We start from the raw sequence: 16959 nt of genomic DNA, 5'->3' as shown, positions 1-16959 counted from the left end.
TAAAAAAAAGATACCGTCAAGATAATACACAAAGCTCATTTGCCCAATAAAGTGCCTGTTATTTAATAAAAACCCACGTAAATTCGTGGGTTTTTATTAACACATACCGGAAATGCTTTCTTTTACTTACTCAACCGCTTTCACCATATCTTCGATGACTTTCTTAGCGTCGCCGAACACCATCATGGTTTTATCCATGTAGAACAATTCATTGTCCAGACCGGCATAACCCGAGGCCATAGAGCGCTTATTGACGATCACAGTTTTGGCTTTATAGGCTTCCAGAATCGGCATACCGGCAATCGGGGATTTTGGATCTTTTGCAGCAGGATTGACCACGTCATTCGCACCCAGCACCAAGACCACGTCAGCTTGTCCGAATTCGCTGTTGATATCTTCCATCTCAAACACCTGGTCGTAAGGCACTTCCGCTTCTGCCAGCAAAACATTCATGTGACCCGGCATACGGCCTGCGACCGGATGAATCGCGTATTTCACGGTTATCCCTTTGTGCGTGAGTTTCTCAGTCAGCTCTTTTAAAGCATGCTGAGCCCGTGCCACGGCCAGACCATAGCCAGGAACGATAATCACGGTTTCTGCATTCCCCAGCAGGAAAGCCACGTCATCCGGTGAGCCGGATTTCACATTACGTTGAACAGCACCACCAGTAGCAGCTTCCGCCGGGGCACCACCAAAACCACCCAAAATCACGTTGAAGAAGGAGCGGTTCATGGCTTTACACATGATGTAAGACAGGATCGCGCCGGAAGAACCCACCAGCGAACCGGCAATAATCAACATGGAGTTATTCAGCGAAAAACCGATACCTGCTGCCGCCCAGCCTGAATAACTGTTGAGCATGGATACTACGACCGGCATATCGGCACCACCGATAGGGATGATGATCAATACACCCAGCACAAATGCGATGGCTGTCATGATAATAAACGGCGTCCAGGCCGGTGTGACACCGCCATCGAAGCAAAATACCAGTCCCAGAGCAACCATCGCCAGCGCCAGGATCAGGTTGAGCATATGCTGACCGGAGAAAGTGACAGGTGCGCCCTGAAACAGGCGGAACTTATACTTACCGGATAATTTACCGAAAGCTATTACTGAGCCAGAGAAAGTGATCGCACCGACAAAGGTACCGATAAACAGCTCAATACGGTTACCAAACGGGATCGCGACTTCACGCGTAGTGATATTGAATATCCATGGTTCTGCAACCACCGCGACTGCAATACAGACGGCTGCCAGACCTATCAGCGAATGCATCGCAGCGACCAGTTCCGGCATTTTGGTCATTTCCACCCGCTTCGCCAGCGTGGCACCGATGCCGCCACCAACCACCACACCGAGCGTGACCAGGCCATAGCCCAGGCCTGAACCCGCTGCTTCGGTTTTCAGTTTGACGATGAGTGCAATGGTAGTGAACACCGCAACTGCCATACCGGCCATGCCAAAGGCATTACCGCGCCGAGCAGTGGATGGATGTGACAAGCCTTTGAGCGCCTGAATAAAGCATACCGATGCGATCAGATACAGCATCGTAACGAGATTCATACTCATTATTTGCCCTCCTTGCCTGCTGCTTTATTGTCTTTTTTCTTGAACATTTCCAGCATCCTCTGGGTCACCAGAAAACCGCCGAATACATTCACCGCAGCCAGCGCGACGGCCAGGGTGCCCATCACCTGCGCCAGCAAGCCTTCAGTCAGACCGGCAGCCAGCATGGCACCAACGATAATGATGGCAGAAACAGCATTTGTCACCGCCATTAATGGCGTGTGCAATGCAGGCGTTACAGTCCACACCACGTGGTAACCGACATACACGGCTAACACGAAAATGATGAGGTTGGTAAGGGTATGACTAACTTCCATGATGTCCTCTCTTTTTAAATGAATAAGACATGCAAAGACATTTCCGTCACCAACTTACGCTTGATGTAGCCGCTGTGTCAGCCTGATTCAGATCAGGCTGACACAGCTTACCACCTTGCGCATCAGTCAATAGCGGTTCAATACTCTTTCAAACTGGTGATCTGATTTTTTGCGTTCACAAACACCACATTCGGTTTGTGATTACGCGCTTCTTCTTCCGTCATCGGCGCGTAAGTACAAATAATCATCAGGTCGCCCAGTTGCACCCTACGGGCTGCAGCGCCATTCAGGGAGATTTCACCACTGCCACGCTTGCCTTTGATGGCATAGGTGGAGAAGCGCTCACCGTTATTGACGTTATACAGCTCGATCTGTTCGTTCTCGATGATATTCGCAGCATCGAGCAGATCTTCATCGATTCCACATGAACCTTCATAGTGGAGGTCGCACTGGGTTACAGTTGCGCGATGAATTTTGGCGCGGAGCATATTTCTTTGCATGGTGTTTCAACTTTCTGATACGTGTTTCGGTAAATTTGACTTACCAGCTACTTCCTGAGTATTTCACCCGCAGCACACATCAGCGTCGCGGCGACAATTTCGTCTTCGCGGTTAATCGCCAGTCCACCTTCTTTATCGATAATCAGTTTGAGAAAATCCTGCACATTACGTGCGTACAAAGCAGACGCATCTGCGGCAACCAGCGTAGCCAGATTTGGCTCGCCGATAATATGTACGCCGTATTTGGTGACAGTTTTACCCAATTCAGAGAGTGGACAGTTGCCGCCCTGCTCGACCGCCATATCGACGATCACTGAGCCTGGCTTCATTGCTTTTACCGTGTCTTCGGAAATCAGCACCGGCGCTTTTCGGCCCGGTATCAAAGCAGTAGTGATAATAATGTCAGCTTGTTTGGCCCGCTCATGGACAAGTGCGGCCTGGCGTTGCATCCAGGCTGCAGGCATAGGGCGTGCATAGCCGCCAACACCTTGAGCAATTTCGCGTTCCTCATCGGTCTCATAGGGGACATCAATGAATTTCGCGCCGAGAGATTCTACTTGTTCTTTGACCGGAGGTCTAACATCGGACGCTTCAATCACCGCCCCCAGACGCTTGGCGGTCGCGATTGCCTGCAAGCCGGCCACCCCTACTCCCATAATCAGCACGCGGGCGGCTTTTACAGTACCGGCGGCGGTCATCAGCATAGGCATAAAGCGTTGGTAAGTGTTCGCTGCCAGCATCACCGCCTTATAGCCTGCGATGTTTGCCTGAGAGGACAGAACATCCAGCGATTGCGCGCGTGTAATGCGCGGTGCTGCCTCCAGCGCGAAGGCCGACAAACCGGTCGCTGCCATGGCGCTGATATTGTCAGCATCGAAAGGATTGAGCATCCCTACTAACACGCTGCCGGATGCCATGAGCGCGCGTTCGCTGGCATCCGGTGCACGCACTTTGAGGACCAGTTCTGCGCCAAATGCATCAGCTGCACTGCCTATCTGGGCACCTGCCGCCTGATAAGCCTCATCGGTAATACTGGCTGCCACACCGGCGCCAGACTGCACGATGACCTGATGTTTTGCGGCGACATACTTCTTGATGGTTTCGGGGGTGGCCGCAACGCGTGTTTCCCCCGGCCGGGTCTCGGCGGGAATGCCGATTTTCATAGATGTGCTCCCTGATGATGTAAAAATAAAATCGTTCTCGTTAGTACGCTAAGCAATTTCTTTCAGGAATGCAGCCATATGCGAGCCCGGCAATTGTTTGCCGCCGCAATCAGGGCTCCATTCCTACTTTCATATTCAGTTCAACAAACTGAGGGCTTACCCCGCTGTGAAATCTCGTGACGGAATTCCCTTTTGGGGATAACCAATCCTCAGTCTGTACATCGCAACCGGACAATTCTAAGTTCCGCGGCACAGTCTGATGACATGCGCAGTATGCTTACCACAATCTTACATGTCATATTCGACAACGATATTACATGGATTCTGCAGGACTGAACAAACGAAGTTTTTTCAGATCATTTGCAACTTTCATCAGCTTTCTGAAAACCATCAATGCAATCCAATTCGTATTAATTTATTTTTTTCTTATACAAAACAGAGGCTTAGCCTGAAAAATATTTATAAAAAACAAAGCAAAATTGTGCGATCGCAACAATTTACCATTCAAAAAATGCCCCATAGACAAAATTTGCATTAGCAAATGCGCAGTCAAATTTGCTGCTTCGCCACACAAAATGTGACAGCCAAGTAAAATGACGGACTTACTTAGATCCTGAAGTACGATTTTCCTGCCACGTCAGCCCTACCGACACGCTGAATGCGCCCCCCTGACAGGGCGACAGTGCCAGCTCAGGTTCTATTACCGAAAGAAGTTATGTCTGCCATCTGGAAACCATCTGTCACCGTCGCCGCCATTATTGAGCGCAATCACCGCTTTTTAATGGTGGAAGAAGAAACCCCCGACGGGGTGCGCATCAATCAGCCTGCGGGCCATCTCGATCCTAAGGAATCGCTGGAACAGGCCGTGATCCGTGAAACCCTGGAAGAAACGGCTTACGAATTTACGCCGACGGCGCTGGTAGGAATGTATTTATCGACGTTTACTTCCCCAGTGACGCAAGAGCAGGTCAGCTATCTGCGCTTCGCCTTTACCGGTGATGCGGGCGCCGATACCGGACGCACGCTGGATCACGGCATTTTAAGAGCGGTCTGGATGAGCTATAACGATATCCTGAACTCTGAACACATCCATCGCAGCCCGCTGGTGCTGCAATGTGTGGATGATTATTTACGCGGCAAGCGTGCTCCGCTTTCGCTGCTGTTTACCCACCCGAGCGCATTATGAGTAAAAAACGTGTAGTAATCGGTATGTCTGGCGGGGTCGATTCCTCGGTCTCGGCATGGCTGTTAAAGGAACAGGGCTATGAAGTCATCGGTCTGTTTATGAAAAACTGGGAAGATGACGACGATTCTGAATATTGCTCAACACGCGAAGACTGGATCGATGCGGTCAGCGTCGCCGATGTGGTCGGCGTCGATATCGAAGCGGTGAATTTCGCGAGTGAATACAAAGACCGTGTGTTTGCCGAATTCCTGCGTGAATACCAGGCTGGCCGCACTCCGAATCCGGATGTGCTGTGCAACGCTGAGATTAAGTTCAAGGCCTTCCTCGATCATGCGATGAAGCTGGGTGCTGACTATATCGCTACCGGTCACTATGCGCGGGTGCGCGAAGTGAATGGTGAATTCCAGTTGCTCAAGGCGATGGATGCCAGCAAAGATCAGAGTTACTTCCTGCACAGGCTGAATCAGAAGCAATTGGCCAATACCCTGTTCCCACTGGGTGAAATTCATAAGACGGAAGTACGAAAAATCGCGGAACAACTGCAACTGCCGAATGCGAAAAAGAAAGACTCAACCGGTATTTGTTTTATCGGCGAACGTCCATTCCGCGAGTTTCTGAACCGTTACCTCTCGTATCAGCCCGGTGATATCAAGACGCCGGAAGGCAAGGTCATCGGCCAGCACGTAGGGCTGAGTTTTTATACGCTGGGTCAGCGCAAAGGCATAGGCATAGGCGGCATCAAATCCCATCAAAATGCCGATGGCAGCAGCGATGCCTGGTATGTGGCACGCAAAGATGTGCTGAATAACACCTTGTACGTGGTTCAGGGCCATGATCATCCCTGGCTGCTGTCGGCTCAGCTGGAAGCCACGCAAGTCAGCTGGGTCGCAGGTTATGCACCTGCGCAAGCCCAGTTATCGGCCAAAACCCGTTATCGCCAGCCTGATGTGGCCTGCCAGTTTGCCGGTGACACCGAACAATTCCAACTGCATTTCCCTGACGCGCAATGGGCAGTCACGCCTGGCCAGTCTGCAGTCCTGTATGACGGTGATGTCTGCCTCGGCGGTGGCATCATTCATCAGGCTGGATAAACGCTTCCTACACTCACTTCCTGCCTCACCATCAGTTGCACGCGCAGTCCGCAACTGATGGCCTGCCTCAGAATTCAAATTTGCTTATACATTTCACGGATAACGCGCCGTTTTTCGCAGCATTTCTGAATTTTTTATAAATAATATTTGAATTATTTAAAATTATCTGGCGATAATTCAGCATTACTGGTGAGAATATCTGTATCCAGGCAGAAATAAGCACCTCTCTGACTTGATACGTTTCATTACTTTACATTTCAAATTAATGAAATTATATTTACATTTCTCTTACACTGGAAAAGCCAGCCATCATGAATCGTCCTGACAAGCAAGCCCTCGGTGGAACCGTTAATGCCCGTATCGGCAAGGTGTATATGAACCTGTCGAAAGCACATAAAAAAGCTGCCGATTATGTGCTGACCAATGTGTTCCGCTCAGCCACGATGTCAATAGACGAACTGGCCAATGCCGTCGGCATTTCTGTCGCAACAGCGAATCGCTTTGCGCGTGCGCTGGGTTTCGAAGGCTATCCTCAGTTCCGTGCGGAGCTGGTGAGCGGTTTCGAAGCGATGCTGGTGCCTATTGATAACTTGCGCAGTGAAGTACAACGGCCAGCCACCAGCACGGAGATTATCGCGGGCTCGCTGAACGAAGATCTGACCAATCTGGAAGCCACCCGTCGCGGGCTGGACCCTGAGCTGTGCAATCAGGCGGTACGCATGATACTGAATGCCGAACGCATCTATATCATCGGCTATGGTGCCAGCGGATTTTTAGGTGGTTTGATGGCACACAGCTTAGATCCGTTTTGCAACACTGTACAATCAACGATGGGAACCGCCGGGCCATCTACCGTGGCAAGACAGTTGTTTAAGTACACAGCAAAAGACCTGGTGATCGGTATCTCTTTCCCGCGTTATGCCGATGATGTAGTCACCATCCTGCGCCAGCTGAAAGAAAAAGGCGTGCCGATTCTGGCCCTGACGGATGCACCCAGTTCACCGCTGGCGTCGATGGCCAATGTCACCCTGTTTGCGCAGACCCGCCGACAATTTTCACCGAATTCCGAAGGTGCGGCTCTGTGTCTGATTGAAGCGATTTGCAGTGCAGTTGCGCATCAGGCTAAGGCACCAGTCCATGCGGCGTCAGAAATGACTAAATTTGTGCTGCCCTGGTTGTATCAGGATCCGCTTCAAAGCAACACCAAGCACAGGGCACCTGCTTCAGAACTGGCCGACATGGATCGTGAAGGCTGAGCAGCTGTTGCGTGATCACATCACTATCCGGCAGAACGGTGGATTGCTGATGCAATTACCGTTTTAAGTTGTCTGTTCCTCACTATACTCAGCATGCTTTCCAAACAACATCAACAAGGAAAATCATGCGTGCTCTCCCCAAAATCGCCGCTGCAATCGGCGTCCTGCTTCTGATCCTGATTTTAAATCCTTTCGCCACCATACCCGCCGGTTACCGCGGTGTGCTGACCACCTTTGGCAAACCGTCTGATCAGGTGTATAGCGAAGGTCTGCATTTTGTATGGCCAGTTGCTCAGCGTATGCACAGAGTCTCGGTCGCGATACAGAAAGGTGAAGGCGACGGCGATGCGGCCTCCAAGGATTTGCAGACCGTACATACCAAGATCGCCATCAATTACCACATACGCCCCGATGCGGCGGTTTCAGTCTACCGTGATCTCGGCAATGAGCCGGGTGAACGCATCATTATCCCCAGCGTACAGGAAGCGGTGAAAGCAGTGACTGCACGCTTTACCGCCGAAGAACTGATTTCCAAACGTTCCCAGGTACGTGATGAAATTGTGCTGGCGCTCAAGGAAAGAATGGCCAGACACGGCCTGGTGGTGGATGAATTCTCGATAGTCAACTTCAACTTCAGCAAGACCTTCAATGAAGCGATTGAAGCAAAAACCACCGCTGATCAGTTAAAAATGAAGGCTGAGCGCGATCTGCAAAGGATAGAAGTCGAAGCCAAGCAAAAAGTCTCACGCGCCCGTGCTGAGGCCGAAGCGCTGGCCCTGCAACGTCAGCAAGTCACACCGGAACTGCTGCGTTTGCGTGAAGTGGAAAATCAGGCTAAAGCGATAGAAAAATGGGATGGCCGTCTGCCAACCACGACCGGTGGCGTGATTCCTTTCCTGCAGATCGGCAATAAAGCGGCGGCGGAAACAAATCGCTGAGATCTTTCTGCTTAATTTTGCTCAATTCTGCTCAAAAGCGGGGCCAGCTGCCCCGCTATTTCTTTGTTCAGTTCCCCTCATTCGCCCAGTGTTCAGGCTGAAATGCGACTGGACACCTTAGCACTTATGGCAGCAAACCCGTTTCAGTCTCGCTCAGGCTCAGCCCTTGCGCAGTGTGAATGGCTGGTGCTCGTTTTGCCTGGCGCACGGCTGGCACGGCTTGCGGCTGACGCCGCAGGGCATACAGCGTAAATCCCTTACTCGCGCTGATCATATGGCCCAGTTGCGCAGTTTCCAGAGTCTGACGCGTTTGCAGTAGCAGCGTCCCCTCTTCACGTGTGCGCACCCCAACTGGCAGCAACAGTTGCGTCAACTTTTCACGGCCGCCCAGAATTGCAGGCATTAGCGCAGAACGCTGATCGGTGTTGTGATGGCTGATCGCAGAAGACTGTCCGGCCTGACTGTCTATCAAAACGGCTTGTGAATTCTCACAAAGCAACTTAATCGTAATCAGCAGTTGTCCATTCTGCGGGCGTAGTATGCGTTGTATCACACCCAGCTTAGGCACATGCCAGTCTGCCTGTTCCAGCATAAAAGCGGCCAGGTCGCCAATCTGCATCTGCGTGGTATGGCGACTTTCCTGAGTGGATAAACAGAGATGCTGTTCATCCTGGTGACGTAAGGTCCAGGAGCTTTGCACACTGCCCTCGGCGTCATCGGAAAACACTGCGGAATGACGCGCTAGCAAATCCACCATGCGCTCACCGACCGCCTTCCAGTCACCACCTTTGGCAATATGGCGCAGCAAGGCAAACACATTTTGAAAGCCAATAAAAATGCGCAGGTCCGGTACTTCTCGCTGCTGATCCAGCTTCGGTTCCACACTGTCCGAGTAGGCCATGAAACGCTCAAACTGTAACTGCGCCAGTGCCAGCCGTTCAGTAGGACCAAACAGACTCAGATGGCGCGATAAAGTAGCAACCTCTTGCCCACGGCGCGTACGCAAGACCTGAGCCAGGTCTGAGGTCAGCGCCTGCTGCAAAGACTCCCACTGCAATACCAAAGGCGCAGGCCCGGCTTGGCCGGGTACAGCCACAAAGCGGGTCGGCTGCTCATCACCACAATAAACCAGCGAGGTATGACGTGAAGGCGCGCCTGAGGCTGCATTGCCCAGCGCAATTTTCAAATCGCCCAGGCCGATAGAACGCAACAACCAGGTTTGCCATTGCACCGGCCAGTAACTGAGCTGTAAGCGCTGTACCATGTGCAGCGACAGATACACATCACGCACGCGTATGGTCTCCAGCTCGGTATCGCTGCCATAGCTACGCTGCAGCGGCGACAAGAGTTCATCCTGCCGCCCGGCAGCGACGATCTGATGCATGAGGGTATTGGCAAATGCCCAGGCACGCGGACTCAGCTCTTGATAACGCAAGGCTTTCAGACTTTGTTTGAGTTTCAGAAATTCCAGCACCCGGGCCGATGCCAGATCCGACTTTTTGATGGATCTGGCATAGCGAAAACGCGAACATCGTTGATAGTACTGGGTGATGACGATATAAGAATTGACGAATTCAGCACAGCTTGCGATCAGCATTTCGAGCACCTGAGCACGGGTCTGACTATCCGGCACCCCACCATCTTTACCGTACTGCGTAAGCTTTGCCTGCGCCAGCGGGTAAAACAAGGCAGCCAGCGTATGGTTGAACTCTTCCCTGACAGCAACACGCAGACGACAGCGATTCAGCTGGCGCAGCTTCTGTAACAGCAAACGCAAGAATTCCGCATCCTGTTCATCGTTTTCGCGCTTTTTTTGTAGTTGATGCAAATCATTGAGCACAGGTGCGGCCGCGGCCTTCACCAATGGCAAACTCAGACTCACCATCAATTGCCGTTCAGGATATTGCCAGCCGAGAAAATTACGCAAGCATTGAGGAAAGAGAGTCATAGCCAAACAAATTGTTTAGGACTTACGCAAAACTGCCCCAGCGGCGTTATGGCTCCTTGTCGTACTATGCGTACTGCCTGCGTCGCCAAGCCTTGCCGGGACAATTTTGCGCAAGTCCCATTGTTATATAAGTTACACATTATAACAATTATTTATTTAGCAATCATACTTTATTGTAATTTAAGACACGTTCAATCTGACGAATATCACGCCCAAAATAAAAAAACCCCGGTCTCCAACTCAATGGAAAACCGGGGCAGAAGTCAGCCCCGCGTGTGATCAGGGCTGACTGAGTGGATAGGTTTATTGGCGGATCAGGTGATCAAAAGCACTGAGTGCAGCTTTCGCACCTTCACCAACCGCAATGACGATTTGTTTGTAAGGCACAGTCGTCACATCGCCTGCGGCAAACACGCCTGGCAGCGAAGTCTGGCCACGTACATCAACTTCAATTTCACCATGGCGTGACAGATTCAGCGTATCTTTCAGCCATTCCGTATTCGGCACCAGACCGATCTGTACAAATACACCTTCCAGATCTATGCGGTGGATACTGTCATCGCTACGGTTTTTATAACTGATGCCATTCACTTTCTGGCCATCGCCATGGATCTCGCTGGTTTGCGCCTGGGTGATCACGGTCACATTCGGCAAGCTATGTAACTTGCGCTGCAAAACGGCATCGGCACGTAATTCTGCGGCAAATTCGAGCAAGGTGACATGGCTGACGATACCGGCCAAATCGATTGCCGCTTCCACGCCTGAGTTACCACCACCAATTACTGCTACGCGCTTGCCTTTAAACAGCGGGCCATCGCAATGTGGGCAGTAAGCCACACCGTGGTTACGGTATTCTTTTTCACCGGGCACGTTCACTTCGCGCCAGCGCGCACCAGTTGCCAGGATCACGCTTTTTGCTTTCAGCGTTGCGCCGCTGGCTAACTGCACTTCCGTCATACCATCTTTTTGTATCAGCTTTTCTGCACGTTGCAGATTGCTGATTTCAACGTCATAGGTTTTCACATGCTGTTCGAGTGCGGCCGCAAATTTCGGTCCTTCGGTCTCAGTCACGGAAACAAAGTTTTCTATCGACATCGTATCCAGCACCTGACCGCCGAAACGCTCAGCCACCACGCCGGTACGTATGCCTTTACGGGCAGCATAAATCGCTGCCGCTGCGCCAGCCGGGCCACCACCGACGATCAGTACATCGTAAGGCGCTTTGGCATTCAGTTTTTCTGCCGCACGCTGAGTCGCACCGGTATCGAGTTTAGCCAGTATTTCTTCTACCGACATACGACCCTGACCGAAGACCTGACCGTTCAGATACACCGTCGGCACCGCCATGATCTGACGCTGTTCGACTTCGCTCTGAAACAGCGCGCCGTCTATCGTGACCGACTTAATACGCGGATTCAGTACCGCCATCAGATTGAGTGACTGAACGACTTCAGGGCAGTTCTGGCAGCTCAGGGAGATATAAGTCTCGAAATGAAAATCGCCATCGAGCTGCTGTATTTGCTGTATTACATCCGCGTCGACTTTCGGCGGATGGCCGCCGGTCTGCAGCAAAGCCAGTACCAGCGAGGTAAATTCATGTCCCATAGGGATGCCTGCAAAACGCAGGGAAATCGCCTGTCCCGGGGAGGTGATCGCAAACGAAGGTTTGCGTTCTGCATTATCGCGTTGTTCGACCACGGAAATTTTGTCAGACAACTCAGCGATCTCGCGCAGCAGCTCGTGCATTTCCCTGGACTTATCACTGTCATCCAGCGATGCCACTAATTGCAGCGGACGGGTCAGGCGTTCTAAGTAAGCTTTTAATTGCGTTTTGAGCGTATTGTCTAACATGATGCTTCTTTCTCAGGAATGAAGAAAATGAGGTCCAGGGCTGGCTATCACGGAGGTGCATCAAAAGCACTCAGCATCGCGAGCCATCAGGCCGCTGGGGTCGTCTTGTGTTTCCTGTTTTTTAGAGCTGTATAGCTCCTCAGCGCCGCTGCTGGCAAACCGGCTGACTGCAGCCAGTTTGTCGCGGTACAGGAAATGCGGCGCTGAGGAATCCTGCTTAAGTAAGGTATTACTTGATCAGAATTTAGATCTTACCGACCAGATCCAGGGATGGTGTCAGTGTTTCCGCGCCTGGTGTCCATTTTGCAGGGCAAACTTCACCTGGATGGCTCGCTACGTATTGTGCAGCTTGTACTTTACGCAGCAATTCTTTTGCATCGCGGCCGATACCGTTGTCATGCACTTCCATCACTTTGATTTCGCCAGCTGGATTCACGACGAAAGTACCGCGCAGCGCCAGGCCTTCTTCTTCGATCAGTACTTCGAAGTTACGGGAAATCTGCAGTGTAGGATCAGCCAGCATTGGGTACTGGATTTTGCCGATGGTGTCAGATGTGTCGTGCCATGCTTTGTGTGTGAAATGTGTGTCAGTAGAAACAGAGTAGATTTCTACGCCCAGCTTTTTGAATTCTTCGTAGTGATCAGCCAGGTCGCCCAGTTCTGTTGGGCAAACAAACGTGAAGTCTGCTGGGTAGAACACGAATACCGACCATTTGCCAGCCAGATCTTCGCTGGAAACCGGAATGAATTTGCCGTTGTGGTAAGCGGTTGCTTTGAATGGTTTAACAGTTGTATTGATCAGAGACATAGCGTTTCCTTCGTGGTTGAAAGTCTTGTTGAATGGGAATGTGCGTATCTTAATATCATGCGCAACATTTACAAAGATAATTAAATTTATCAACTTGATTTAATTTAACTATCAAGATGCAAGTATACCGCAAACTCGTGAAGTGCATGTGTCATACGTTTGCGACCGCAGTCAAAAACCAGGCCGATCTGCGTTGCAGCATGAACAAATCATAGTCGCTATCACGGCACAACGTTATAATTCCCGACCAATTCATTTCAGGGGTTTCCACTGTGTCTGATCGACTTGCCGTTCTTCCTCAATATCTGCTGCCTAAACTTGCTCTGACCCGTTTCGCTGGCAGGATTGCCAATGCCCGCGCAGGTAAGCTGACGACACATCTGATCAGCTGGTTTGCTGGCAAATATCAGGTGAACATGGAGGAAGCAAAAAATTCCGACCTCAGCAGTTACGCCTCCTTCAATGAGTTTTTCACACGTGAATTGAAAGCCGGCGCCCGCCCTCTCGCGAAATCAGACTGGGTCTGCCCGGTGGATGGCGCCATCAGCCAGTTCGGACCGATTGAAAAAGATCAGATTTTCCAGGCCAAAGGTCACAATTACTCGACCACCGCTTTGCTGGCCGGAGACAGTCAGGCCGCTGCACGATATACGGATGGCCACTTCGCCACCATTTACCTGAGCCCGCGTGACTACCATCGTATTCATATGCCTTGCGATGCAAAGCTGCAGCGCATGGTGTATGTACCGGGCGATCTGTTTTCGGTCAACCCAACCACGGCGCGCGGTGTGCCGGGCTTATTCGCCAGGAATGAACGCGTCGTCTGCCATTTTGAATCTGAGTTCGGCCCCTTCGTGCTGGTGCTGGTCGGTGCCACCATCGTTGGCAGTATGGCCACGGTCTGGCATGGCGTGGTCAATCCTCCGCGCCCGGGTCACATCCAGGAATGGGATTACTCTGCCCAACAAATCCTGCTCAAAAAGGGTGAAGAAATGGGACGCTTCCTGCTGGGTTCGACAGTAGTGTTGTTATTCCCGCCTGCCACTGTGACTATTAATACGGAGTGGGATGCCGCCCGGCCGGTACGCCTGGGTGAAAAAATGGCAGATCGCCAGACCACACAATAAGCGGCTTACCAAGGCTAAAGACACGAACCCACGCATAGCGTGGGTTTTTTTATTACCAGGACTTACGCAAAATTGTCCCGGCAAGGCATGGCGACGCAGGCAGTACGCAGTGTACGACAAGGAGCCATAACGCCGCTGGGGCGGTTTTGCGTAAGTCCAAATTGCCTGCTTCGTTTGCGATTACACAAGAGATAGTGAATTTCTATTCCTGCGATAGAAAATCGCTTGCAAATTTTTCGGGTTTACACAATAATCTAAATAAGAATTGTTCTCGTTTAGATTACCGGAGTGAATATGGCTGAATTTGATACAACAAATCCACTTGCCGCCGCCCTGCCAGCCAAAGTGCATAGCGTCCATGGCAAGCCTGTTCCACGTCTGAAAAGCCAGGAACTGATGCAACAGTCGCGCGAGTTAGAAATCGATCACGAAGGCCGGATTTACCGCCTGCGTGTCACCCAATTGAATAAGTTGATTTTGACAGCATGAGCCAGGCATGGTCAGCCAGCCAGTGAGACTCCCCCTCGCAGCCAGTCGGACACCATACCCTTCAATGGAGAAATGCCATGACGTATGAACCTCTGACCCAGGCAGCAGCGGCCACTGAGCGCAGCTCGACCCAGCCTGATTTATTGGTATCCGCCGTATTGCATCTGATGTCGCATTACAGCGTGAACGCCAATGCAGCAGATAAAGACCAGGCTTGCCTGAAGCTGGCAGCAGTGATAGAGCGCCATTTGAAAGCTCTGTCTGAGTTGCCTGATTTAGCACCCGTGGTCAGAGCGACGTGCCAGCAGTTATCGGAACAATGGGCAGGGCTGATCGATCAGCATCTGCCACCACCCAGCAAATTAAAACGCTTTTCCTGGCTCACACCGGGAAATGCCTGAACCTAAAGCAACAAGCCAGTGAGGACTGCATGATAGTTTGTGTTTGCCATAACGTGTCAGAGAAAAAGATACAGCGTGCCTACGATGCAGGCATGACGACTTTCGCCGCTATCCGTGACAATCTGGAAGTCGGCACCTGCTGTGGCAAATGTGCAGGTTGTGCGCGTCAGGTATTGCGCGAATGCGCGCAGCAACCCGCACCGCAATCCGGCTTACAAATCTTGCTGCACAAATTGCAGATGCCATCTGAGGCCATGCCAGCATGAATGCCGTCATGAATTCTGAGTTCTCCCTGTCTGGTCAAACTACATCCTGGCGTCGTTTCTTGCCCATGGCAGGCATCGTAATGGCACACGCTGCCTTATTCTATGCGCTGCAAAATGGCCTGATTTCACATGTGGTCAAGGTCATTCCGGAAGAGGTCGTGATGACCTTTGTGCAGCCGGAAAAACAAGTCACACCGCCACCGGCAAAAATCATCGAGAAACCGGTCAGCCTGAAACAGCCGGAAATCCATCTGCCTGTGATCCCTACCCCAGTTGTCAATACTCCGGTTACGTCACACAGCATTACTGCGGTGGTCAATGATGCACCGCCTCCGCCTAAGACCGAGGCACCGGCGGTGGTCAGTGCGACGCCAACACCACCTGCGCCAGCCACACCGAAATCCGTCAGCGCGGTCGAATATCTGCGCCCACCGCGTCCTGAATATCCTTCGCTGTCACGTCGTATGGGAGAAGAAGGCAAAGTTGTGATGCGGGTACTGGTCAATGACAAAGGTCAGGCTGAGAAAATTGAAGTCCATCAGTCTTCCGGTTTCCCAAGGCTGGATGATGCTGCCAGAGTCGCCATCATGCGTGCGGTGTTTAAGCCTTATCATGAAGATGGCAAAGCACTGGCGATGATCGCTACCGCAACTATCCATTTCTCGCTGGATTCCTGATATTTCCCACATACACTGGCCCGCGCTTGCTATCATGTGAGCGTGGGCCAGTTCCGTTTACGAAAGGAAAGAAAATGAAAGGCGATGCCAAAGTCATCAAACTGCTCAATGCGCAGTTAACCAATGAATTGAGTGCAATCAACCAATACTTCCTGCATGCGCGCATGTATAAGCACTGGGGGTTTGAAAAGATTGCGAAAAAAGAATACCAGGAATCCATAGGCGAAATGAAGCATGCGGACAAGCTGATAGACCGCATCCTGATGCTGGGCGGCTTACCTAACCTGCAAGCCCTGCATAAGCTGATGATAGGCGAAGAAACACTGGAAATGCTGCAGTGCGATCTGAAGCTGGAACAAGCTGCACAAAAAACCGTGAAAGAAGGCATCGCCACCAGTGAAGCTTGCAGCGATTATGTATCGCGCGATTTATTCCAGATGATATTGGAAGACACCGAAGAACATATAGACTGGCTGGAAACCCAGATAGAACTGATAGAGAAAATCGGTATCCAGAATTATCTGCAATCCCAGTTGTCTGCTGAGGAATAAAAAAAAGGGATGCGCCGCGAGGCCATCCCTTTTTACTTTTACACCGCTGCGTGGCGCATAGCCTGCTTCAGTGTGGAATCGTGTCCTTAAACGAAGGACGCTCAGACAGTTTATCGAACAATTTGGCCAAATTCGGATAATCCGTACGCCAGTCGATTTCAGGGAAACGGAAACTCAGCCATCCCAAGGTGCAGGCTACGCTGATATCGGCCAGCGTCAAATGATTGCCTGCGCAGAAAGTCGCTTCGCCCAAATCAGCCGACATGGTTTTCAAACCGGCATGCACCTTACTCCACTGGCGCTGTATCCACTCTTCATTTTGCTGCTCCACCGGACGCAAGGTTTTTTCCAGACGGATCAGAATAGCCGCATCCAGCACGCCATCGGCCAGCGCTTCCCAGCACTTCACACCAGCACGTTCGCGGCCGAGCGCAGGAATCAGCTTGCCAACCGGCGTCAGGGTATCCAGATACTCCACAATCACGCGTGAATCAAACATCACCGCGCCATCTTCCATCAGCAGACAAGGAACTTTCCCCAAAGGATTGGACTGCTGAATGGTCGTGTCTGCCGCCCATACGTTTTCAAGGATAAAACTGTAGTCGAGTTTTTTTTCCGCCAGAACAACACGGACTTTTCGCACAAATGGACTGGTCGTAGAGCCTAAGAGTTTCATAGTTTCTGAGAAATTAATTTAGCATCGATTATACCATCGGCAAATGCCTCTCCCTTGCCGCGGGAAAATACCTATTGCATTGCAACACAAAGGGGAAAGTTCAGATTTTCAGCGTACAAAATGGTAAAATCCGCGCATTCATGCA

18 protein-coding genes are annotated in these 16959 nt (G+C 51.2%); 10 read left to right on the top strand and 8 right to left on the bottom strand.

All coding sequences use genetic code 11. From position 1 onward, the window contains the following. Positions 1-126 precede the first annotated feature (126 nt). The 4 genes from H8K43_RS05480 to H8K43_RS05465 all read right to left on the bottom strand — a co-directional run bounded on the left by H8K43_RS05480 (position 127) and on the right by H8K43_RS05465 (position 3549). A complete protein-coding gene (locus tag H8K43_RS05480) occupies positions 127-1572 on the bottom strand; it encodes an NAD(P)(+) transhydrogenase (Re/Si-specific) subunit beta (protein WP_186902889.1) in 1446 nt (481 codons plus the stop codon). After that, positions 1572-1886: an NAD(P) transhydrogenase subunit alpha part 2 gene (locus H8K43_RS05475; RefSeq protein WP_162020465.1), complete on the bottom strand. Its 315-nt coding sequence runs from the start codon at positions 1884-1886 to the stop codon at positions 1572-1574. The genes H8K43_RS05480 and H8K43_RS05475 overlap by 1 nt, the downstream gene beginning before the upstream one ends. Positions 1887-2023: 137 nt before the next feature. Beyond that, positions 2024-2386 (bottom strand): aspartate 1-decarboxylase, encoded by a 363-nt coding sequence (gene panD, locus H8K43_RS05470; RefSeq protein ID WP_162020464.1) that lies wholly within the window; start codon positions 2384-2386, stop codon positions 2024-2026. 47 nt (positions 2387-2433) lie between these two features. Continuing rightward, positions 2434-3549, bottom strand: a complete 1116-nt coding sequence (locus H8K43_RS05465; protein ID WP_186902888.1) for a Re/Si-specific NAD(P)(+) transhydrogenase subunit alpha — start codon at positions 3547-3549, stop codon at positions 2434-2436. Between the two features lie 715 nt (positions 3550-4264). On the opposite strand from H8K43_RS05465, the gene H8K43_RS05460 reads away from it, so the two are divergent. From H8K43_RS05460 to H8K43_RS05445, 4 genes are all read left to right on the top strand, one after another. Further along, positions 4265-4735 carry an NUDIX hydrolase gene (locus H8K43_RS05460; protein ID WP_186902887.1) on the top strand — a complete coding sequence of 157 codons (471 nt, stop codon included), beginning with the start codon at positions 4265-4267 and terminating at the stop codon, positions 4733-4735. Then, positions 4732-5826: a tRNA 2-thiouridine(34) synthase MnmA gene (gene mnmA / locus H8K43_RS05455; RefSeq protein ID WP_186902886.1), complete on the top strand. Its 1095-nt coding sequence runs from the start codon at positions 4732-4734 to the stop codon at positions 5824-5826. Before H8K43_RS05460 ends, mnmA begins: the two co-directional genes overlap by 4 nt. A 311-nt stretch (positions 5827-6137) precedes the next feature. Continuing rightward, positions 6138-7082, top strand: coding sequence for a MurR/RpiR family transcriptional regulator (locus tag H8K43_RS05450; protein ID WP_186902885.1), 945 nt, complete (start codon positions 6138-6140; stop codon positions 7080-7082). Between the two features lie 125 nt (positions 7083-7207). Next, positions 7208-8020: a prohibitin family protein gene (locus tag H8K43_RS05445; RefSeq protein WP_186902884.1), complete on the top strand. Its 813-nt coding sequence runs from the start codon at positions 7208-7210 to the stop codon at positions 8018-8020. Positions 8021-8144: 124 nt separating this feature from the next. Here H8K43_RS05445 and H8K43_RS05440 read toward each other — a convergent pair whose 3' ends face one another. From H8K43_RS05440 to ahpC, 3 genes are all read right to left on the bottom strand, one after another. Beyond that, the gene (locus H8K43_RS05440) at positions 8145-9968 is read right to left on the bottom strand and encodes a hypothetical protein (protein WP_186902883.1); all 1824 of its coding nucleotides are present in this window, start codon (positions 9966-9968) and stop codon (positions 8145-8147) included. 303 nt (positions 9969-10271) lie between these two features. Beyond that, positions 10272-11819, bottom strand: a complete 1548-nt coding sequence (gene ahpF, locus H8K43_RS05435) for an alkyl hydroperoxide reductase subunit F (RefSeq protein ID WP_186902882.1) — start codon at positions 11817-11819, stop codon at positions 10272-10274. A 244-nt stretch (positions 11820-12063) separates the two neighbouring features. After that, entirely contained in the window at positions 12064-12627 is a 564-nt protein-coding gene (gene ahpC / locus H8K43_RS05430; protein WP_162020455.1) for an alkyl hydroperoxide reductase subunit C, read from the bottom strand. A 272-nt stretch (positions 12628-12899) separates the two neighbouring features. Between ahpC and asd the strand changes: the two genes are divergently transcribed. The 6 genes from asd to bfr all read left to right on the top strand — a co-directional run bounded on the left by asd (position 12900) and on the right by bfr (position 16138). Then, the gene (gene asd / locus H8K43_RS05425; protein WP_186902881.1) at positions 12900-13754 is read left to right on the top strand and encodes an archaetidylserine decarboxylase; all 855 of its coding nucleotides are present in this window, start codon (positions 12900-12902) and stop codon (positions 13752-13754) included. Between the two features lie 294 nt (positions 13755-14048). Beyond that, entirely contained in the window at positions 14049-14243 is a 195-nt protein-coding gene (gene hemP / locus H8K43_RS05420) for a hemin uptake protein HemP (RefSeq protein WP_162020453.1), read from the top strand. A 77-nt stretch (positions 14244-14320) separates the two neighbouring features. Beyond that, positions 14321-14644 (top strand): hypothetical protein, encoded by a 324-nt coding sequence (locus H8K43_RS05415; RefSeq protein WP_186902880.1) that lies wholly within the window; start codon positions 14321-14323, stop codon positions 14642-14644. A 29-nt stretch (positions 14645-14673) separates the two neighbouring features. Further along, positions 14674-14910: a (2Fe-2S)-binding protein gene (locus tag H8K43_RS05410; protein ID WP_186902879.1), complete on the top strand. Its 237-nt coding sequence runs from the start codon at positions 14674-14676 to the stop codon at positions 14908-14910. 8 nt (positions 14911-14918) lie between these two features. Further along, positions 14919-15587, top strand: coding sequence for an energy transducer TonB (locus tag H8K43_RS05405; protein ID WP_186902878.1), 669 nt, complete (start codon positions 14919-14921; stop codon positions 15585-15587). A 74-nt stretch (positions 15588-15661) separates the two neighbouring features. Beyond that, positions 15662-16138: a bacterioferritin gene (gene bfr, locus H8K43_RS05400; RefSeq protein ID WP_186902877.1), complete on the top strand. Its 477-nt coding sequence runs from the start codon at positions 15662-15664 to the stop codon at positions 16136-16138. A 67-nt stretch (positions 16139-16205) separates the two neighbouring features. Here the strand turns inward: bfr and H8K43_RS05395 are convergent, their stop codons facing one another. Then, positions 16206-16814, bottom strand: a complete 609-nt coding sequence (locus H8K43_RS05395) for a glutathione S-transferase C-terminal domain-containing protein (RefSeq protein WP_186902876.1) — start codon at positions 16812-16814, stop codon at positions 16206-16208. Positions 16815-16959 lie beyond the last annotated feature (145 nt).

This window comes from Cognatundibacterium curvum, from assembly GCF_014284235.1.
In the GTDB taxonomy this organism is placed as follows: Bacteria; Pseudomonadota; Gammaproteobacteria; order Burkholderiales; family Burkholderiaceae_D; genus Undibacterium; species Undibacterium curvum.
The sequence above is the reverse complement of the archived record's forward strand: the minus strand, read 5'-3'. Positions and strand labels throughout refer to the sequence as shown.

Bases quoted from the DNA above. Each gene is read 5' to 3' on its own strand.
- mnmA (WP_186902886.1), top strand. From the start codon at position 4,732: ATGAGTAAAAAACGTGTAGTAATCGGTATGTCTGGCGGGGTCGATTCC.
- H8K43_RS05465 (WP_186902888.1), bottom strand. From the start codon at position 3,549: ATGAAAATCGGCATTCCCGCCGAGACCCGGCCGGGGGAAACACGCGTT.
- H8K43_RS05440 (WP_186902883.1), bottom strand. From the start codon at position 9,968: ATGACTCTCTTTCCTCAATGCTTGCGTAATTTTCTCGGCTGGCAATAT.
- H8K43_RS05415 (WP_186902880.1), top strand. From the start codon at position 14,321: ATGACGTATGAACCTCTGACCCAGGCAGCAGCGGCCACTGAGCGCAGC.
- H8K43_RS05450 (WP_186902885.1), top strand. From the start codon at position 6,138: ATGAATCGTCCTGACAAGCAAGCCCTCGGTGGAACCGTTAATGCCCGT.
- panD (WP_162020464.1), bottom strand. From the start codon at position 2,386: ATGCAAAGAAATATGCTCCGCGCCAAAATTCATCGCGCAACTGTAACC.
- H8K43_RS05445 (WP_186902884.1), top strand. From the start codon at position 7,208: ATGCGTGCTCTCCCCAAAATCGCCGCTGCAATCGGCGTCCTGCTTCTG.
- H8K43_RS05405 (WP_186902878.1), top strand. From the start codon at position 14,919: ATGAATTCTGAGTTCTCCCTGTCTGGTCAAACTACATCCTGGCGTCGT.
- H8K43_RS05460 (WP_186902887.1), top strand. From the start codon at position 4,265: ATGTCTGCCATCTGGAAACCATCTGTCACCGTCGCCGCCATTATTGAG.
- hemP (WP_162020453.1), top strand. From the start codon at position 14,049: ATGGCTGAATTTGATACAACAAATCCACTTGCCGCCGCCCTGCCAGCC.
- bfr (WP_186902877.1), top strand. From the start codon at position 15,662: ATGAAAGGCGATGCCAAAGTCATCAAACTGCTCAATGCGCAGTTAACC.
- ahpF (WP_186902882.1), bottom strand. From the start codon at position 11,819: ATGTTAGACAATACGCTCAAAACGCAATTAAAAGCTTACTTAGAACGC.
- ahpC (WP_162020455.1), bottom strand. From the start codon at position 12,627: ATGTCTCTGATCAATACAACTGTTAAACCATTCAAAGCAACCGCTTAC.
- H8K43_RS05410 (WP_186902879.1), top strand. From the start codon at position 14,674: ATGATAGTTTGTGTTTGCCATAACGTGTCAGAGAAAAAGATACAGCGT.
- H8K43_RS05475 (WP_162020465.1), bottom strand. From the start codon at position 1,886: ATGGAAGTTAGTCATACCCTTACCAACCTCATCATTTTCGTGTTAGCC.
- H8K43_RS05480 (WP_186902889.1), bottom strand. From the start codon at position 1,572: ATGAGTATGAATCTCGTTACGATGCTGTATCTGATCGCATCGGTATGC.
- H8K43_RS05395 (WP_186902876.1), bottom strand. From the start codon at position 16,814: ATGAAACTCTTAGGCTCTACGACCAGTCCATTTGTGCGAAAAGTCCGT.